This window comes from Rickettsia endosymbiont of Urophora cardui, from assembly GCF_964030725.1.
Taxonomy (GTDB): Bacteria; Pseudomonadota; Alphaproteobacteria; order Rickettsiales; family Rickettsiaceae; genus Rickettsia.
This window is the reverse complement of sequence record NZ_CAXIPY010000007.1, coordinates 158,955-177,982: the sequence shown is the minus strand read 5'-3', so window position 1 is coordinate 177,982 and position 19,028 is coordinate 158,955. Positions and strand designations below refer to the sequence as shown.

The window sequence follows — 19,028 nt, the reverse complement described above, 5'->3', positions numbered from 1 at the left end:
TACAGAAGTTTATATAGATATATGTAATGTTAGAAATATTTATCGAATAGGAATATGAGCAAAGAGATGAAGACACTCAAGAGGAGGCAAGAGGTTAAGGGGCAGAAGAAAGAGAAGTTACCTTTTTGAAAGAAAAAATCACCTGGAAGCCTGCCGAGTTTAAGATGAGATAAGAGAGGCCAAACAAGTCCGATTATGGTTATGAGTAATCCAAGGGTGATGAAGAATTTCTGCATATAAGAACCTGACAATTTGTAGAAGTTAAGATTTGATCTTACAGACACTATAAATTTTGCCCCTGATTGTCAGTTAAATTTTGACTGTCAGATACATATTCAAGATACAAGATTTCATTATTCTTTTCAACAGCTAATTTCTTACTATCCTTAAAAGTTTGCATAGGAGTTTTTCCATAACAATATTTACCAGAATGAGGTCTTTCATTATTGAAATACTCTAGCCAGATATCAAGATCTAATTGTAGGTCATCAAGATCTGTATAAATCTTTTTCCGCATAGCTGTATCAAAGAATTCTTGTTTCATGGTTTTATTAAAACGCTCACACATACCGTTTGTTTGAGGAGAATATGCTTTAGTAGTAGTATGCTCTAATATGGCCCGATAATGATCAACCGGGCTTTAAAGCTGCAGAGGTGATAAAGGACAAGATTAACAAAGCAAATGATCATATAGGATTTGTGAGCGTTGTTGATCCAACAAGACTACAATTTGGTGGCAGTATTCACAAGGACTTATTGCCTGAGAAGTGGGATTTAGCAGATAGATTAGAAGGTATGACCACCTTAAATGTAAAAGAGGCAATAGAAAATGTAAGAGCTGCTCATTTAGACTTAAACCAAATACAGAGCGTACTGGCTTTGTTGCATAAATAAGCTTTTGAATATACTGCCCCTAACCCCGCAATGCTAGCCTAGCCAACAGGCACAGAGATAGGTTTACCAATTTCAAACATTTTGTTTAATAAGTGGCATTTAATAGACATTTCTTTTGTCATATTTTGATCATGTCTTGATAGAAACTTACTACCAAAAGAAGTTTTAAATCGAAAGAACGTGTTCTCTACACGCTCCCTTCTACCATAATTATTCTTTACCCTCCATGCTTGGTATCCTTTGTTTTGTTGATATATAACAGCTGCATCTCTCTCAGTTTTATCCCTAAGCGATTGAACTTTTACTGAAGAGTTTGGGGGTCTAATAACTGGTTTTATCTTCTTCTTTCTCAACAATTGATATGTAGATTCACCGTCATACCCTCGATCTCCCAGAAAATCCTTGGCTCTGACATTAGCTATTAGTAGTCCAATCTGTGATCTATCATCTATAGTATGCTCTGTGGTACTATCGGCAAGTATCATACCTTGATCTTCTATAACGATATGTAGCTTTTTCCATATGCGACGCTTATATTGCTTACCATGCTTATTTTCTAGCCATTCGTTCCCTGTGTAGGCTTGTATCCCTGTACTATCCATTGAAATACAACTAAATTCTTTATCTTGATTTCCATGTAAATACCTAAGATCTAATGACTTCATACGCTTACTTAATGTTGTATAGTCTGGACATCTAATAGATAAACCCGATATTTCAAAGAGCCAGTTTATAAAGCCTTGGGTTTGGCGTAACTTAAGACCGAATAAGCATCTGATCTTCAAACACTGTAATATAGCGTGATCACTATAGCGTCTAGGTCTTCCTCGTTTCATTTCCTCTCTGTACAGCATACCAGCCAATCGCCAAATCACTGGCAATCATAAAATCTATGCGACCCCTATTGCGTAAAAAATTATTATATTCTGACCAATTCGTTATTTTATATTTAGAATACTTGCGTGATTTACTAAAAGGGGCTTTCTTCCGAGATCTCATATAATCTGGATTATTTTTAATTCAGGACATCTTACCAGATTATCACCACTCTTGCTCTACAAATCTTATTTATGCAACAAAGCCATTTAGTACAGCTCTAGCCCCTTGAATTAATAAAGTGCGTAAGTATACATCACCTCGCTTGCTAATTCCCAGCAGCTTATCCTTCCCACCACTTGAATGTTGTCTTGGCACTAATCCTAGCCATGCCGATAATTGCCTGCCATTCTCAAAACTTGTAGCATTACCTATTGATGCTATTAAAGCAGTAGCAGTAATTAAACCAAGACCAGGTATAGCTCTTAATCGTTGATATTGAGTTAGGTTACTTGCTATCATTGTTAATCTCTCAGGGTTTAATTCCCCGAAGCTCTGCTTCGTGATATCATAAGAAACAACTAAAACTTTTTTAGATACCTCGTAGCTCTGCTGCGAGGAGCATCATTCGTTTTTCTATCTCTTTTATTTTTCTGTTATTATCTAAGAATTCTTCTTTTAGTTCACTAAATGTTTGATAACTTAACTGGCTTAATTTCCCTGCATCTAAAATCTCAATTAATTTTGTGATAACCTTATTAATGCCTTGAGGAACAATAAAACCAAACTCATGTAGTAGCCCCCTAATTTCATTAGCAAGTGCTGTACGATTTTTTACCAATCTCTCTCTTACCCTATGTATTGATAAAATTTCTTGTTGCTCTATAGTTTTAATTGCAACAAATCTCATATTAGGTCTTGTCACGGCTTCACATATCGCTTCAGCATCTGCTTGATCATTTTTATTAGTTTTAACATATGGTTTGACAAATTGCGGTGCCATTAGTTTTACTTCATGCCCTAATTTAGTTATTTCTCTTGCCCAATAACTAGAACCACCACAAGCTTCCATCCCTACTAAACATTGTGGTAAATTAGCCATAAATGTCAAAACCTGATCTCTCATCAATTTTTTCTTTAATACTGTCTTGCCATTTTTATCTACACCATGAATTTGAAAAATTCTTTTTGCAATATCTATACCAATTGTAGTAACCTCCATATGGACCTCCTTAATTGTTGTTTTAATATGTTAAATATTAACCCTAGAAGATTAGCAACTGCTTTTCATTCTCTATATCAGGAGGTCCATACCATTAGTCCACTATCATGCTTTAGCTCCAGAACAACTTCTCTTATCCTAAATTGGCGTTGAGAGATTAAAAAAAGTGGCGAGTGTATCAATCTATAATTTGTATTATATATCAAATAATTTACTTTAAATTGTAGAAATATCGCTTTTAAGCTGATAAAAGCACTAAATATTTAACTTTAAATATAAATTTTTACTTTAGTCAGAAAAATTAGAATTTTTGTCAAAACTTCAGTTTAATAAAATCAGTTTTTTTGATATAGATTATACTGTAAACAACTCACAAGAATCAAATGTGAATATGTTAGGTCAGGAAGTAGAAAACATTTAATTATTAGGAATAGGGATAAATTTATCTTTACTCTACGCCAATAGCGAATTACCTAAGTAATTTGCTATTGGCGATACTCTATATTTTCTTACCATACACTTTAAAGAAGACCAGTATAAATAACATACTAAATAACGTATTACAAAAAAAGAATAAAGACCAAAGAAGATATTTTGCACAAATGCCACCAAGAGCAGCTAAAACAATACGACTAACCGAGCTAAAAGATGCTATAATAGAATATTGGGTAGCAATAAATTCACTATTACAGAGATTTGCAAAATATATAGAGATAATAGTTCCAGCAAAACCAATGCAAAAATTTTGCGTAGTAATAGTTATGATAAATATCTTTACGTTATATCCGACAATAGCAAGGATCATGAACATAAGAGGTGAAAGTAATTGAATAACGCCTCCGGTTAAAACGCTGCGTAATATACCGATTTTTGTTGATAAAATTCCGCCTAACGCTCCTCCTACTATCATGATAAGCAACCCGTAAGCCTTGTAAATAAAAGCTATTTCATGAGTAGTAAAACTTAAATCTAATAACAAAGGTGAACTCATAGCCATAGGTATAGAATCAGCGGCTTTATATAAAAAAACAAACAGCATGATTAACAATAAATGCCGTTGTTCGTTTTTCAAGGATATAATGCTGCTTTTAATAACTTCAAAATATTGTTTCAGATTTATTAAATCTTTTGTTCTATAAGATTGTTGTTTTGGCTTTGGTTCTTTAATGCATAAAACAATCATAGGTCCAAGAAGAGTAATGCAAATAGCTAATTTATAAACAGTACTCCAATCAAAAATAACCGATATATATAAAGCACCGACGCTACCAAGTAACATCCCAAGCCGGAATCCTATACTGCCGAAAGTAAACGCTAAAGAAAGTTCTTTTTTTGAAGTAGGTCTCTCAATGCGGTATGCGTCAAGTACAATATCCTGAGTAGCCGCACCAAAAGAGATAATAAATAATATAGTGGCTGTAATATATATATTATCACAAGGGCTAAAGCTTAAAAATCCGGTCATCGCTAAAATTAGGCATAGCTGTGATGCTATTGCCCAGCCACGTCTTGCTCCAAATTTAGAACATAAAAAAGGAATAGAATATTTATCAATAACGGGAGACCATACAACCTTTAAACAATAAGGAAAAGCAGCAAGCGATATTAAACCTATTATATCGGTTGTATATCTTGCTTCGGATAATTGGTACGGAACGGTAAAAAAAATTAAATTAAACGTGAAACCGGAAATTAGACCTAAGAGCAAAATCCCAAGTAAATATATTTTATCTGTACTTATTTTCTTTATCAAAAACATATTATTTATATTGTATTTTTAAAGAATAAGGTGCGACCTTAGAAAATATCTTACCTACTACCGGTATTTTAGTTACAATACTACTAATGAAGAAAAATGAAGGAATAACGTTACCTTTAATTTGAATTAATTTTTGGTTGGTATCAATATTACCTTTCATAGTGAAGTCAAAAAATGGTCCGTGTGCTTCTGCACCGGATAATGTAATTACGTTTCCTTGATAACTAAAATTACCGTTCATATCTTCAAATGAAATATTCTTATTATTGGTTATCGAGCTAAGAAGACCAGGTATTGAAACGAAAGAAACTAATCTTGTTAAAAAAGGAGTATCGGTTAAGGCAAAACGTGTTATATAGAATTTACCATCTAATATTGGTATTATATCGCCTTTTTTAACTTTATATCTTCTAGTATTTAAGTTAATTTTAGCATAACCGTCTTGCATAGAGCTGTATATCCCAAGCCCTTTAAGTAATGCTCCAGCATTATCTGACTCAATTAACCATTGTTCATAGCTTTCTTGTGCAGTAAGAGACATCCTCACTTTTCCATTATTAGAAATATTGCTATTTAGAAAACCAGAGAAGCAGCATACTTTATCACATTTAATCGCTAAATCAAAGTTATCTAAAATTACATTATCTTTTAATAAAATTTTATATATGTTAGTTTTTAACATTACATTACGTGTGGAATCACCATCTTTTTGTAAAAACTCCATCATATTAGAGTTTGAAAGATCTAATACGCTTCCATAAATTTCAGTATTTAGATTATGACTATCCATAGTTATTTTTCCGCTTAATCTTGTATTTTTATGATTGATGGAGAGCAAGGATATATTATAAGTATCTTTCTTAGCTAAGATATTACCACTAATTTTTAAACTATCATCTCCTGATAGATTAAATTCGATATTCTTATCTGAACCCTTATCACTTAATTTAGTATGGATATTTAAATTAGCTTTTTTACGCAACTGTTTGTGGATAGCTACTTTATCTATATAAAACTCTAAATTATCAAGGTTAGAATTAAGATCAATAGTTGTATTGTTATTTTGTTTCTTATACTCAAAATCTAAAACAGCACTACCTGACATTAATTTTAATATGCCAAAACTTTTATTATTTGCTGTAATATTACTTTTTATTTTAAGCAGGCAATTATTGTTTTCATCTACCATATCGTGGTCATAAGTAAAATTACTTACATAGTTATTGATTTTACCCTTACCAGTAATATTTAATTGATTATCTTTAAAAACACCTTTTGCTTCTCCTTGTTGTAATAATATATTATTACTTAAAGTATTAAAATTTATATCAGTTAATGTTGAGATAACATTATAGCTATTATCGATTTCAGAATTAATAGGAATTATTATCTCTATTATTGAATTGGCATTTCCTTTAATTCCTTTCAAATCAATATCTTCATTTTTAATATTCTGATATGCATCATTTGGGATAAAATCAACTAAATCACTAATTTCACCTTTAGCAGTAGCGTTAAAAACAAATTGTGACTTAAGAGGTCCTTCCCATTTAAAAATCATAATACCATTAGATAAAACGCTGTTACCGCTATAAGCCTCGTTAATCAAGAATTTTACCTCTGCCCCTGAAATAACTACATTAGTATCAACTTTAGTTAAAGCAGGTAAATCTTTATGATATTTATATTCAAAATTTGATATATGCAAATTTGCTTTTAAATTATCATCTTCTAAAATATTTTCTTTTAAAAATTTTCTATCTAGTTTAATGCTTAATTCGCCATTTTGAATGTGACCTTGTTTTATATGCTCCCGCAAATATGATATCACAGGATTGTTAGGAATAATTTTTTCTACTGTTTGGTAAATTATCAGAGGAATATTTACTATATTGGCATTTGCATCTATGTTTTTATCGGTTACTTTACTATTTAAAGATAAAGAAGCTTTGTTCCCAAAATTCAGCTTACAATCAGCTATTTTAGGGTTATTTTTTGTATTGCTAGTTTTATAAACACATATAGCTTTTCCAAGCGGCAGCCCTGCCCCTTTTTCATCTGTTAAAATATCACTTTTTATTGAAGTTAGGTTTATGTTAGTTAAAATATTTCTTTGGAATATATTTAAGGAGTAATCACCATTTATTTGAGTATTTATAATTTCTTCCTTATTATTTGATATTACCGAAAATTGAGCTACATTAAAATATGCTTCTATTAATGAATTAGAAAATAGATTTTTGAAATTTAAAGTAATATCAAGGTCATTAATTTCCCCTTCAGCATTATCTATAAGATATAGAGAAATTTTATTAATTATTAAGTGATTTTCTTTAAAATTTAAGTCATCTATTACAGCTTTGATATCATTTTCACTTAAATAAAATTCAATTATTCTTTTTAAAGGCTTATTCATATGTCCATGATTTGCACTATAAAAAATTAAATATGCAACTAGAAACAATGCAGCAAAAGTTGTAAAAATACTAATAAAAGCTTTTTTGAGAAAATTCATTCGAGTTTATAAATCGATTAAAAGATAACGCAAGTTTTAGACTTGTAATATTTGTTAAATATAAAGTATAATCTAGAAAAAATCATCAAAAATTATGAATATTACATTTATTGGTAGCGGCTATGTGGGATTAGTTTCAGGTGTTATGATGAGCTATCTAGGTCATAATGTCACTTGTCTTGATAATGATGAAGCCAAAATCTCCAAGTTAAATAAGAAAATTTTACCAATTTATGAAACTAAACTTGATAAATATTTTACGCAAGCTTTGGAACATGAAAGGTTAAAGTTTACTAGCTTTTATAACGAGGAACTTAAAAATACCGAAGCAGTATTTATAACAGTCGGTACCCCCTCTAAAGAATCAGGCGAAGCCGATTTAAGTTATGTTTATGAGGCAATAGATAAAATTTCTCTACATATAAACAAAGATTGTTTAATAGTTATCAAATCAACTGTACCACCAAATAGTTGTAATAATATCATTAATTATTTAAAAGAAAAAGGTTTCTCATTTAATGTTGCATCAAATCCGGAATTTTTACGTGAAGGAAATGCTGTAGAAGATTTTTTATATCCTGATCGTATCGTGATTGGTGTAAATAATAAAGAATCAGAGGATATATTACGAAAGATTTATATGCCTTTAACGGATAATGGAGCAGAATTAGTAGTAACTGATTTAGTTACAGCAGAACTTATTAAATATGGCTCAAATAGTTTTTTAGCTACTAAAATTACTTTTATTAATGAGATGGCTAATTTATGCGAAAAAATTGGGGCTGATATTAAAAATTTATCTAAAGTGATAGGGCTTGATAAAAGAATTGGAACAGCCTTTCTAAATGCTGGACCTGGCTTTGGAGGCTCATGTTTTCCAAAAGATATCTTGGCATTAAATAGTATCATTAAGAATAATCACATAGATTCTAAAATTCTTGAAGCAGTGATTAGAAGTAATAAAGAACGTCCGAGCCTAATGGTAGATAAGATAGCTACTTTATTAGCTGAAGATTTAAAAAGTAAAAATATAGCAGTTTTAGGCTTAACCTACAAAGCCGGTACTGATGATGTTAGAGCAAGTCCTGCAATTGAGATCATTAAAAATTTATTAGATAAAGGGGCATACGTTAAGGCGTTCGATCCCATGGGTCTTGAAAATTCTCAAAAAACTTTTCAAAATGAAAATTTGTTATATCTAGATTCTGCAATCAAAGCTTGTGATTCTTCTGATGCTATAATTATTACTACCGAGTGGAGCGAATTTCAAGCACTTGATTGGCAGAAAATTTATAGCTTGGTAAAAACACCTATAATTATTGATCTACGGAATATCTTAAAAGCTGATGAAGTGGAGAGCATAGGCTTTAGATATTATACAGTAGGAAGTAAGATTTAGCCCCAACAACGTCATTGCGAGGAGTCGTAGACGACGCGGCAATCTCAGGAGTTGTTATCCCGTATTATTTCATGAGATTGCCACGCTCATTTCACTCGCTCGCAATGATGATTTATACACTTTAACACTAATTAAAAATGCAAACTGAATTTATACATTTAAGAACGCAAAGTTCCTATTCTTTCTTAGCGAGTGCATTAACTACTGAAAAAATAGTAGAACTTGCCTCTTCTTATAAAATGCCTGCTATTTGCTTAACAGATAAAGAGAATTTATTTGGATCGCTAGAGTTTGCTTTATATGCAATAAAGAAAGGTTTGCAGCCTATTCACGGAGTTATTTTAAATATACAATATGAAGCAAACGTTTTTGCAGAAATATTATTGATAGCTAAAGATGAAACTGGCTATAAAAATTTGCTTAAACTATCCAGTATCACCTTTACCACAAATGATCGTAAAATATGCAACCATATTACTTTTGAGGATTTAAAAGAACATCAAGAGGGATTAATAGCATTATGTTGTTATACTGAAGGCGTTATAGGAAAGTGTTTGCTTGCTAATAAAGAAGAACAAGCTGAAATGTTTGCACGAAACTTGCAAGAAATTTTTGGAGATCGTTTCTACTTTGAAATTATGAGGCACGATCTACCAGAAGAGCAGCTTATTGAAGATAATTATATTAAAATAGCATCACAATTCAATATTCCGCTTGTTGCTACTAATAAAGTACTATTCAGCAACAAAAGCATGCATGATGCACATGATGTATTATTATGTATTTCTGCCGGTGTTACTAAAGAATATCCTGATCGTAAAACAGTTAGTGAGAATTGTTATTTCAGATCAGCAAAGGAAATGATCGAGCTTTTTGCCGATCTACCTAGTGCTATCGAAAATACAGTAAATTTAACACAGCGTTGTTATTTTGCTGCCCATACAAATCCTCCAATGCTTCCTAATTTTGCTACTAAAGACATTAGTGAAACTGATCTAATTAGAAAAGCAGCAAAAGACGGATTACTTGCAAGACTTGATACAAAATTCAAATCTGAACATATTTCCATAGAACACCAAGAAAGTATTAAAACTGAGTATTTTGCTCGCCTTGATTACGAGCTAAATATTATATGCAGTATGAATTTTGCTGGTTATTTTTTGATCGTATCCGACTTTATAAAATGGAGTAAAAAGCAGGGTATTTTAGTAGGACCAGGCAGAGGTTCAGGAGCAGGATCAGTTGTTGCTTGGAGCTTGCTTATTACTGATCTTGACCCTATTAAGTTTGGTCTATTATTTGAAAGATTTTTAAATCCAGATCGTATTTCAATGCCTGACTTCGATATTGATTTTTGTCAGGAAAGACGAGAAGAAGTTATTAATTATGTACGTTCTAAATATGGTAATAATAGAGTAGGACAAATTATAACTTTCGGTAAAATGCAGGCAAAGGCTGTAATTAAGGATGTTGCACGAGTACTAAGCTTGCCATATAAATTTGCAGATTATCTAACTGAATTAGTGCCATTTAGTGCAATAAACCCCGTTACGCTTGAGCAGGCAATACGAGAAGTACCAGAGCTTGCCAATGCTGCTAAAGGTAACGGATTATATAATTTAGAGGGTGAACTAGAATTAATTAAGCTAGTACTTGATACCTCATTAATTCTTGAAGGGCTGCATCGCCACTCCTCAACACATGCAGCAGGAATTGTAATAGCCGGTACTGATTTAGTTGATATAGTACCTGTCTACAAAGATGCTAATTCCGATATGCTGGTAGTCGGCTACTCTATGAAATATTGTGAGCTGGCTGGTTTAATTAAGTTCGATTTTCTTGGGCTGCAAACTTTAACTGTTATTACCGATTGTAAGAAATTGTTAAAAGAACAAAATATAGAAATAGATTTTAACGATATGACATTTGATGATGAAAAAACTTATCAAATGTTATGTAAAGGTAAAGGAGTCGGTGTATTCCAGTTTGAAAGTGTTGGGATGAAAGATGCACTTAGACGCCTTAAACCTGACTCCATACATGACTTAATAGCTCTTGGTGCGTTATATCGCCCTGGACCTATGGAAAATATTCCAACCTATATAGCTTGTAAGCATAAATTACAGCAGCCTGATTATTTGCATGAGTTATTAAAGCCTATCTTAGAAGAAACTTATGGAGTAGTGATATATCAAGAACAAGTGCAGCGAATTGCTCAAGTTTTAGCTGGTTATACGCTAGGAGCGGCTGATTTGCTTCGCAGAGCCATGGGTAAGAAAATTAAAGCCGAGATGGAACAACAAGAAGAAATTTTTGTTAAAGGTGCAATAGCTAATAATATTTCTGAGGCTCAAGCTAAATCTATTTTCACCACTGTTGCTAAATTTGCTGGTTATGGTTTTAACAAGGCACATGCCGCAGCTTACGGGGTTATTTCATATCAAACAGCATATCTTAAAGCTAATTATCCAGCAGAATTCGTAGTTGCGTGCTTAAATCTTGAACTAAATAATCACGATAAAATTAATTTATTCCTGCAAGAAGCAAAAGATCATAATATAAAAATCATTGCACCGAATATTAATATTTCAGGTGGGTATTTTAGTGTAAAGTCTGTCATACCGCGGCTTGACCGCGGTATCCATGGAGACCAATTAAAAGATACCGCGGTCAAGCCGCGGTATGACATTGATAGTTCTATAATTTTCGCACTTGGAGCTATAAAGGGAGTCACGCCGAATTTTGGTAAGCTAGTAACAGATGAAAGAAAGGCAAGAGGTGCTTTTAAATCGATCGTTGATTTTATTGAGAGATTACCACCAAAAGCTATCAACAGCAAATTACTTGAAAATCTAATTAAAGCTGGCTGTTTTGACGAATTACATGATAATAGATTGCAATTGTTTTCAAGCATTTCTAAGCTTCTTGCATATTCAGTTTCTTATCATGAAGAACAGGCATCTAATCAATTTAGTTTAATTAAAGTCTCCAGCTTAAGCAAAGAAATATTAGTTTCAAGTGATTATGCTGATAAAAATACTTTAGCTTTTTATGAGTTTGAAGCTATGGGGCTATTTATCTCAAATCACCCACTAACAGAATATAAAGAAATATTTAATCGTCTAAATATCTTAAGCTCTGCTGATTTACATAATAATTTGCCTGATGGTACTAATAGAGTAATGATTGCTGGTGTAATACAAAAGAAAGATTCTCGTATGTCAGCAAGAGGTAGATTTGTTACCTTAGTGCTTTCTGATCCTGAAAATATATTTGAGTTAAGTATTTTTAGTGAAGAGGTTTTAAAAGATTATGTACATCTACTTGACGTCAAAAGTCTAGTAGTTGTTAATTGCGATATCATTAAAGATGAGGGCGGTATTAAAATCACTGCTAAAAGCTTTTCATCAATTGAAAATGCAACTGGCAATCAGCAATTTGATTTACAGCTCTACCCTAAAAATGACGAAGAATTAGAACAAATAATTATTCTACTATCAGCACGTATAAATAACGACGAGCAGAGTAACACTACAGCTACAATATATTTATCAAATAAATCAGTGAAAAATTTTGTAGCAAAAATTACGTTGCCAGAAAAGTTCTTTTTAAGAGGGCAAGATTTTGAGATTCTTAGTATTTATCAAAATACTTAAATCTGAAGTTTTGACAAAAATTCTAATTTTTCTGACTATAGCTAACACGGGAAGGTTTTTACCATTGCTGCCGTTATTGCATCACGAAAATCTTTAAAGTTTTTAATCTCTCAGGGTTTAATTCCCCGAAGCTCTGCTTCGTGATATCATAAGAAACAACTAAAACTTTTTTAGATACCTCGTAGCTCTGCTGCGAGGAGCATCATTAATTTTTCTCAAGTAATTTTTAAAATTAGCCCAACAGTGTTCAATAGAATTTAAATCTGGAGAATAGACCGGTAGATAAATAAGAGTACAACCCGCTTTTTCTGGCTTTGTTGCATAAATAAGATTTGTAGAGCAAGAGTGGTGATAATCTGAGTCTTTTGCAATGATTGTGTAAATTTTTGTTGAGCCTATATTAGAAGTAAATGATGCTCCTCGCAGCAGAGCTACGAGGTATCTAAAAAAGTTTTAGTTGTTTCTTATGATATCACGAAGCAGAGCTTCGGGGAATTAAACCCTAAGAGATTAAGGAATTAACCCAGGGTATTTTAGAGCGAGCACTGCATGCTGAGATGTCAGAACATTTAGGTTATAGCAAGTATGATAGAGCTGAAACTGAGAATGCGAGGAATGGTAGTTTTAGTAAGAATCTGATTAGTGAGAATGGTACTATAGAGCTAAATGTTCCAAGAGACAGACAAGGTAAATTTGCACCTATAATAGTCTCAAAGAAACAAACAAGAATAGATGGCTTAGACCAAAAGATAATATCCTTATATGCGAAGGGTATGAGTGTGTCTGATATTAAAACACAATTGCAAGAATTATATGGAGCTGAGATCAGTGAGAGCCTAATCAGCAGGATTACAGATGAAGTAATAGATGAGGTCAAGATTTGGCAGAGTAGACCTCTTGAATCAGTATACCCTATAGTATATTTTGACTGTTTAGTAGTGAAAGTAAGACAAGATAAACTTATTATTAATAAATCAGTATATGTAGCTTTAGGAATAGATTTATCTGGCAGAAAGGATATTTTAGGCTTATGGATAAGTGAGAATGAAGGAGCTAAATTTTGGCTTGGTAATTTTACTGAAATGAAGAATCGAGGAGTAAAAGATATCTTAATTGCTTGTAGTGATAATCTAACTGGTATGTCTGATGCTATTGCATCAGTATACCCGAAAACTGAACATCACATTTGTATTGTCCATCAGATCAGGAATAGCCTCAAATATGTATCATATAAAGATAGAAAGCAATTAGCAGCGGATTTGAAACTAATCTATACTTCTGCTACTGAAAAAGAAGCAGAATTAGCTCTTGAGTCATTTGATCAAAAATGGAGTAAGCAATATCCGCATATAGCTAAATCTTGGTATAATAATTGGGATAATTTGATAATTTTCTTGCAATATCCAAAGGAGATTCGTAAGATTATTTACACTACAAATGCGATAGAATCGCTGAATAGCCAATTGAGAAAAGTTACTAAGAATAAACGCATCTTTCCAAATGATGACGCAGTATTTAGTCTATCCGCCAAAAACACTTCAAATCCTGATCATTTGTAATGGGATAGAGTTTTGACAACAAATTGCTAAGATTTTCAATAAAAATTAATAAGTTATGTTAATTTTTACTGATACATTTCTGTGTTGGTCTAATTTTGATATGGAGCTATTGTTAACGATTTTTTATCGTTCATCTAGTTTTTGCATGATGATATTTTTGATTTATGTGGAGTTAGACACGATTTGTAAATGATTTGCAATGCATCGTAAATTCAAACCAATAGCAGAGATTATTGGATTGATAATATCTCCTATCATACCTTTCAAGAAGTTTCTACCCATCCGACCATATTGCTTTAAGTGACCTATTATTGGTTCTATGGCACTGCGTCTCTTGATCATAGACTTGTCCTCTTGTAACAACTTCTTCCGCGTTTTTGGGGTATATACCTTACTCTTCTCCTTTACATTGCTACCACTATACCCAAGATCAACAAATGATTTCTTTATCTTGATTCCAGTGACACTCTCTACTGCTTCAAAGCTCTGATGCAATGTATGACCATCATAAGGATTATTATGAAACGATTTTGCGGATAAAACAAAATTTCTACGACCACTTACTACTACCGCTACTTTATTGCCAAACTCATATGGCTTGTTGCGTTTTCCCTTTCCTATACACTCTACTTCAGGGGCATGAAAACTATATAATACTTTGTTATCTTCTTTATATTGCTTTTTAGCTTCTCTTTTTAAAACAGATTGGTTATGTATTTGTTTTATTTTTTGCAATACTTCTTGATTTTTGAGAGACAAGTTTAATTGCTTATTTTTGATCTCACGCTCACATACTCTAATCAAACGACCCAGTAATATTTTTAAATGCTTCATTATTTTCCAACGCTTCTTGGCTTTACTATGTTCTTTATATTTCCATAGCTTTACTATATCGCGTTTATAGGTTCTAGCGTATGTTTCATTCAAATGTATACCCAAACTGTTGCAAAGCTTTACTATGCTAAGCCTAGCTTTATCCATTAAATAAACATCGTGTGGGTGTTTGATATTCTTAATTTGTACAGTCGTATCAGCGATGATTAATTCCAAATCTTTTTTTTTAATTGTGTTAGTTTTTATCCCAACCCTGATCAACTCCGATAATATCTCATTATATCCAGCTTCACCTAATACACTACGAAACCGTCGTATACTAGTTTCCGAGATAGCTATGTCTTTTTCTATATATTCCCACCCGCAGAAATACTGCCAATACATATTCTCTTTTAGCTCTTCCTCTGATAATGAATCTGAAAAATTATACATTGCTTGTAGCATCGTTATGCCAAGCATCACTCTATGACATTTTCTATTTCTACCAAATTTCTTAATACAAACATTTTTTGATAACCACTCTTCGAGCCTAGACCAATTTATTAATTCTCTTAATTTATATAGCTTATTATTTGGGTTTAATTCTTCTTTTAATTTATAACCAAACAGTTTCCCTTGTTCTTGCGATTTGATAATGTTGTCTATTGGCATTGACTGAAATCCATAAGGTTTATGACCATATTTTATCATTTTCTTACGGATTGTTGTATTACTTCTTGTCTTAAAACCATATTATCTATAAGGCTTGTAGAGTTTTGGCGGACGGACTAGCTATATGCGGATATTGCTTACTCCATTTTTGATCAAATGACTCAAGAGCTAATTCTGCTTCTTTTTCAGTAGCAGAAGTATAGATTAGTTTCAAATCCGCTGCTAATTGCTTTCTATCTTTATATGATACATATTTGAGGCTATTCCTGATCTGATGGACAATACAAATTTGATGTTCAGTTTTCGGATATACTGATGCAATAGCATCAGACATACCAGTTAGATTATCACTACAAGCAATTAAGATATCTTTTACTCCTCGATTCTTCATTTCAGTAAAATTACCAAGCCAAAATTTAGCTCCTTCATTCTCACTTATCCATAAGCCTAAAATATCCTTTCTGCCAGATAAATCTATTCCTAAAGCTACATATACTGATTTATTAATAATAAGTTTATCTTGTCTTACTTTCACTACTAAACAGTCAAAATATACTATAGGGTATACTGATTCAAGAGGTCTACTCTGCCAAATCTTGACCTCATCTATTACTTCATCTGTAATCCTGCTGATTAGGCTCTCACTGATCTCAGCTCCATATAATTCTTGCAATTGTGTTTTAATATCAGACACACTCATACCCTTCGCATATAAGGATATTATCTTTTATCTATTCTTGTTTGTTTCTTTGAGACTATTATAGGTTCAAATTTACCTTGTCTGTCTCTTGGAACATTTATCTCTATAGTACCATTCTCACTAATCAGATTCTTACTAAAACTACCATTCCTCGCATTCTCAGTTTCAGCTCTATCATACTTGCTATAACCTAAATGTTCTGACATCTCAGCATGCAGTGCTCGCTCTAAAATACCCTTGGTTAATTCCTTAATTAATCCATTCTGACTTAGTACTGTTTTTAAATCTACTCCGCCTTCTATCAGCAAATCTATTGCTTCATTTATTTTTTTATTCTTCTCTATTTGCATTTCTGTTACCTATATTTTTAATTACTTCTAATATAGGCTCAACAAAAATTTACACAATCATTGCAAAAGACTCGTAATGGGATAGAGTTTTGACAACAAATTGCTAAGATTTTCAATAAAAATTAATAAGTTATGTTAATTTTTACTGATACATTTCTGTGTTGGTCTAATTTTGATATGGAGCTATTGTTAACGATTTTTTATCGTTCATCTAGTTTTTGCATGATGATATTTTTGATTTATGTGGAGTTAGACACGATTTGTAAATGATTTGCAATGCATCGTAAATTCAAACCAATAGCAGAGATTATTGGATTGATAATATCTCCTATCATACCTTTCAAGAAGTTTCTACCCATCCGACCATATTGCTTTAAGTGACCTATTATTGGTTCTATGGCACTGCGTCTCTTGATCATAGACTTGTCCTCTTGTAACAACTTCTTCCGCGTTTTTGGGGTATATACCTTACTCTTCTCCTTTACATTGCTACCACTATACCCAAGATCAACAAATGATTTCTTTATCTTGATTCCAGTGACACTCTCTACTGCTTCAAAGCTCTGATGCAATGTATGACCATCATAAGGATTATTATGAAACGATTTTGCGGATAAAACAAAATTTCTACGACCACTTACTACTACCGCTACTTTATTGCCAAACTCATATGGCTTGTTGCGTTTTCCCTTTCCTATACACTCTACTTCAGGGGCATGAAAACTATATAATACTTTGTTATCTTCTTTATATTGCTTTTTAGCTTCTCTTTTTAAAACAGATTGGTTATGTATTTGTTTTATTTTTTGCAATACTTCTTGATTTTTGAGAGACAAGTTTAATTGCTTATTTTTGATCTCACGCTCACATACTCTAATCAAACGACCCAGTAATATTTTTAAATGCTTCATTATTTTCCAACGCTTCTTGGCTTTACTATGTTCTTTATATTTCCATAGCTTTACTATATCGCGTTTATAGGTTCTAGCGTATGTTTCATTCAAATGTATACCCAAACTGTTGCAAAGCTTTACTATGCTAAGCCTAGCTTTATCCATTAAATAAACATCGTGTGGGTGTTTGATATTCTTAATTTGTACAGTCGTATCAGCGATGATTAATTCCAAATCTTTTTTTTTAATTGTGTTAGTTTTTATCCCAACCCTGATCAACTCCGATAATATCTCATTATATCCAGCTTCACCTAATACACTACGAAACCGTCGTATACTAGTTTCCGAGATAGCTATGTCTTTTTCTATATATTCCCACCGGCTTTGTTGCATAAATAAGCTTTTGAATATACTGCCCCTAACCCCGCAATGCTAGCCTAGCCAACAGGCACAGAGATAGGTTTACCAATTTCAAACATTTTGTTTAATAAGTGGCATTTAATAGACATTTCTTTTGTCATATTTTGATCATGTCTTGATAGAAACTTACTACCAAAAGAAGTTTTAAATCGAAAGAACGTGTTCTCTACACGCTCCCTTCTACCATAATTATTCTTTACCCTCCATGCTTGGTATCCTTTGTTTTGTTGATATATAACAGCTGCATCTCTCTCAGTTTTATCCCTAAGCGATTGAACTTTTACTGAAGAGTTTGGGGGTCTAATAACTGGTTTTATCTTCTTCTTTCTCAACAATTGATATGTAGATTCACCGTCATACCCTCGATCTCCCAGAAAATCCTTGGCTCTGACATTAGCTATTAGTAGTCCAATCTGTGATCTATCATCTATAGTATGCTCTGTGGTACTATCGGCAAGTATCATACCTTGATCTTCTATAACGATATGTAGCTTTTTCCATATGCGACGCTTATATTGCTTACCATGCTTATTTTCTAGCCATTCGTTCCCTGTGTAGGCTTGTATCCCTGTACTATCCATTGAAATACAACTAAATTCTTTATCTTGATTTCCATGTAAATACCTAAGATCTAATGACTTCATACGCTTACTTAATGTTGTATAGTCTGGACATCTAATAGATAAACCCGATATTTCAAAGAGCCAGTTTATAAAGCCTTGGGTTTGGCGTAACTTAAGACCGAATAAGCATCTGATCTTCAAACACTGTAATATAGCGTGATCACTATAGCGTCTAGGTCTTCCTCGTTTCATTTCCTCTCTGTAATCAGCATACCAGCCAATCGCCAAATCACTGGCAATCATAAAATCTATGCGACCCCTATTGCGTAAAAAATTATTATATTCTGACCAATTCGTTATTTTATATTTAGAATACTTGCGTGATTTACTAAAAGGGGCTTTCTTCCGAGATCTCATATAATCTGGATTATTTTTAATTCAGGACATCTTACCAGATTATCACCACTCTTGCTCTACAAATTTTATTTATGCAACAAAGCCGCTATAAATCAGTTGCAGAAAGCTTTGAGCAAGAAAAGAAAACATATATAGATTATCTACAGGAGTTAGCCATACGTGAGTTAGAACATATAGCTAACACGGAAATGTTTCTACCACAGATTAGGAAAAACTTAGGCATTGATCAATAATTTTACGTAAACAGTTTTTAAAGTTAGTCCAGCAATGTTTAATAGGATTTAAATCTGGTGAATATGTGAGTAAATACAAAAACTATGGTAAAAACCTTTCCGCGTTAGCTATAAGTATCCAAGCGAATTACGCACAATACGTAAATA

Annotated in this window: 13 protein-coding genes and 4 pseudogenes; 5 read left to right on the top strand and 12 right to left on the bottom strand. The window is 32.5% G+C overall.

What is annotated here, in order from left to right; translation table 11 throughout:
* Positions 1–29: 29 nt before the first annotated feature.
* Positions 30–236 carry a DUF2905 domain-containing protein gene (locus AAHI98_RS14810; RefSeq protein WP_342226323.1) on the bottom strand — a complete coding sequence of 69 codons (207 nt, stop codon included), beginning with the start codon at positions 234–236 and terminating at the stop codon, positions 30–32.
* A 47-nt stretch (positions 237–283) separates the two neighbouring features.
* Positions 284–613: pseudogene (locus AAHI98_RS14805) on the bottom strand (integrase core domain-containing protein); the annotation flags it as partial.
* Positions 614–654: 41 nt separating this feature from the next.
* Between AAHI98_RS14805 and AAHI98_RS14800 the strand changes: the two are divergent.
* Positions 655–894 (top strand): hypothetical protein, encoded by a 240-nt coding sequence (locus tag AAHI98_RS14800; RefSeq protein ID WP_342226322.1) that lies wholly within the window; start codon positions 655–657, stop codon positions 892–894.
* Between the two features lie 38 nt (positions 895–932).
* Here the strand turns inward: AAHI98_RS14800 and AAHI98_RS14795 are convergent, their stop codons facing one another.
* The 5 genes and pseudogenes from AAHI98_RS14795 to AAHI98_RS14770 all read right to left on the bottom strand — a co-directional run bounded on the left by AAHI98_RS14795 (position 933) and on the right by AAHI98_RS14770 (position 7,206).
* Positions 933–1,748 carry an IS5 family transposase gene (locus AAHI98_RS14795; RefSeq protein WP_342225244.1) on the bottom strand — a complete coding sequence of 272 codons (816 nt, stop codon included), beginning with the start codon at positions 1,746–1,748 and terminating at the stop codon, positions 933–935.
* Complete coding sequence (locus AAHI98_RS14790; protein ID WP_342225243.1) at positions 1,711–1,893, bottom strand: hypothetical protein; 183 nt, start codon at positions 1,891–1,893, stop codon at positions 1,711–1,713. The genes AAHI98_RS14795 and AAHI98_RS14790 overlap by 38 nt, the downstream gene beginning before the upstream one ends.
* 69 nt (positions 1,894–1,962) lie before the next feature.
* Positions 1,963–2,932, bottom strand: a pseudogene (locus tag AAHI98_RS18845) (IS110 family RNA-guided transposase).
* A 499-nt stretch (positions 2,933–3,431) separates the two neighbouring features.
* Entirely contained in the window at positions 3,432–4,691 is a 1,260-nt protein-coding gene (locus AAHI98_RS14775) for an MFS transporter (RefSeq protein ID WP_342226320.1), read from the bottom strand.
* 1 nt (position 4,692) lies between these two features.
* Positions 4,693–7,206 (bottom strand): YhdP family protein, encoded by a 2,514-nt coding sequence (locus AAHI98_RS14770; protein ID WP_342226319.1) that lies wholly within the window; start codon positions 7,204–7,206, stop codon positions 4,693–4,695.
* 94 nt (positions 7,207–7,300) lie between these two features.
* On the opposite strand from AAHI98_RS14770, the gene AAHI98_RS14765 reads away from it, so the two are divergent.
* On the top strand, positions 7,301–8,605 hold the full coding sequence (locus tag AAHI98_RS14765) for a UDP-glucose dehydrogenase family protein (RefSeq protein ID WP_342226318.1): 1,305 nt from the start codon (positions 7,301–7,303) through the stop codon (positions 8,603–8,605).
* 137 nt (positions 8,606–8,742) lie between these two features.
* Entirely contained in the window at positions 8,743–12,261 is a 3,519-nt protein-coding gene (gene dnaE / locus AAHI98_RS14760; RefSeq protein ID WP_342226317.1) for a DNA polymerase III subunit alpha, read from the top strand.
* A gap of 159 nt (positions 12,262–12,420) precedes the next feature.
* Here the strand turns inward: dnaE and AAHI98_RS14755 are convergent, their stop codons facing one another.
* Complete coding sequence (locus AAHI98_RS14755; RefSeq protein WP_342226668.1) at positions 12,421–12,633, bottom strand: transposase; 213 nt, start codon at positions 12,631–12,633, stop codon at positions 12,421–12,423.
* A 137-nt stretch (positions 12,634–12,770) separates the two neighbouring features.
* On the opposite strand from AAHI98_RS14755, the pseudogene AAHI98_RS14750 reads away from it, so the two are divergent.
* Positions 12,771–13,778, top strand: a pseudogene (locus tag AAHI98_RS14750) (IS256 family transposase); the annotation flags it as partial.
* Between the two features lie 204 nt (positions 13,779–13,982).
* Here the strand turns inward: AAHI98_RS14750 and AAHI98_RS14745 are convergent.
* The 4 genes and pseudogenes from AAHI98_RS14745 to AAHI98_RS14725 form a co-directional block, all read right to left on the bottom strand.
* Complete coding sequence (locus tag AAHI98_RS14745; protein ID WP_342224717.1) at positions 13,983–15,344, bottom strand: IS5 family transposase; 1,362 nt, start codon at positions 15,342–15,344, stop codon at positions 13,983–13,985.
* 79 nt (positions 15,345–15,423) lie between these two features.
* Positions 15,424–16,355 (bottom strand): annotated as a pseudogene (locus tag AAHI98_RS18840) (IS256 family transposase); the annotation flags it as partial.
* A gap of 239 nt (positions 16,356–16,594) precedes the next feature.
* Positions 16,595–17,641 (bottom strand): IS5 family transposase, encoded by a 1,047-nt coding sequence (locus AAHI98_RS14730; protein ID WP_342226314.1) that lies wholly within the window; start codon positions 17,639–17,641, stop codon positions 16,595–16,597.
* 44 nt (positions 17,642–17,685) lie between these two features.
* Complete coding sequence (locus tag AAHI98_RS14725; RefSeq protein WP_342224734.1) at positions 17,686–18,648, bottom strand: IS5 family transposase; 963 nt, start codon at positions 18,646–18,648, stop codon at positions 17,686–17,688.
* Between the two features lie 71 nt (positions 18,649–18,719).
* Between AAHI98_RS14725 and AAHI98_RS14720 the strand changes: the two genes are divergently transcribed.
* On the top strand, positions 18,720–18,881 hold the full coding sequence (locus AAHI98_RS14720) for a hypothetical protein (RefSeq protein WP_342226313.1): 162 nt from the start codon (positions 18,720–18,722) through the stop codon (positions 18,879–18,881).
* The last annotated feature ends 147 nt before the right edge of the window (positions 18,882–19,028 follow it).

Excerpts from the sequence above, each read along its gene's own strand:
- AAHI98_RS14810 (WP_342226323.1), bottom strand. The coding sequence starts at position 236 with ATGCAGAAATTCTTCATCACCCTTGGATTACTCATAACCATAATCGGA.
- AAHI98_RS14795 (WP_342225244.1), bottom strand. The coding sequence starts at position 1,748 with ATGCTGTACAGAGAGGAAATGAAACGAGGAAGACCTAGACGCTATAGT.
- AAHI98_RS14790 (WP_342225243.1), bottom strand. The coding sequence starts at position 1,893 with ATGAGATCTCGGAAGAAAGCCCCTTTTAGTAAATCACGCAAGTATTCT.
- AAHI98_RS14775 (WP_342226320.1), bottom strand. The coding sequence starts at position 4,691 with ATGTTTTTGATAAAGAAAATAAGTACAGATAAAATATATTTACTTGGG.
- AAHI98_RS14770 (WP_342226319.1), bottom strand. The coding sequence starts at position 7,206 with ATGAATTTTCTCAAAAAAGCTTTTATTAGTATTTTTACAACTTTTGCT.
- AAHI98_RS14765 (WP_342226318.1), top strand. The coding sequence starts at position 7,301 with ATGAATATTACATTTATTGGTAGCGGCTATGTGGGATTAGTTTCAGGT.
- dnaE (WP_342226317.1), top strand. The coding sequence starts at position 8,743 with ATGCAAACTGAATTTATACATTTAAGAACGCAAAGTTCCTATTCTTTC.
- AAHI98_RS14745 (WP_342224717.1), bottom strand. The coding sequence starts at position 15,344 with ATGATAAAATATGGTCATAAACCTTATGGATTTCAGTCAATGCCAATA.
- AAHI98_RS14730 (WP_342226314.1), bottom strand. The coding sequence starts at position 17,641 with ATGCAACAAAGCCGGTGGGAATATATAGAAAAAGACATAGCTATCTCG.
- AAHI98_RS14725 (WP_342224734.1), bottom strand. The coding sequence starts at position 18,648 with ATGAGATCTCGGAAGAAAGCCCCTTTTAGTAAATCACGCAAGTATTCT.
- AAHI98_RS14720 (WP_342226313.1), top strand. The coding sequence starts at position 18,720 with ATGCAACAAAGCCGCTATAAATCAGTTGCAGAAAGCTTTGAGCAAGAA.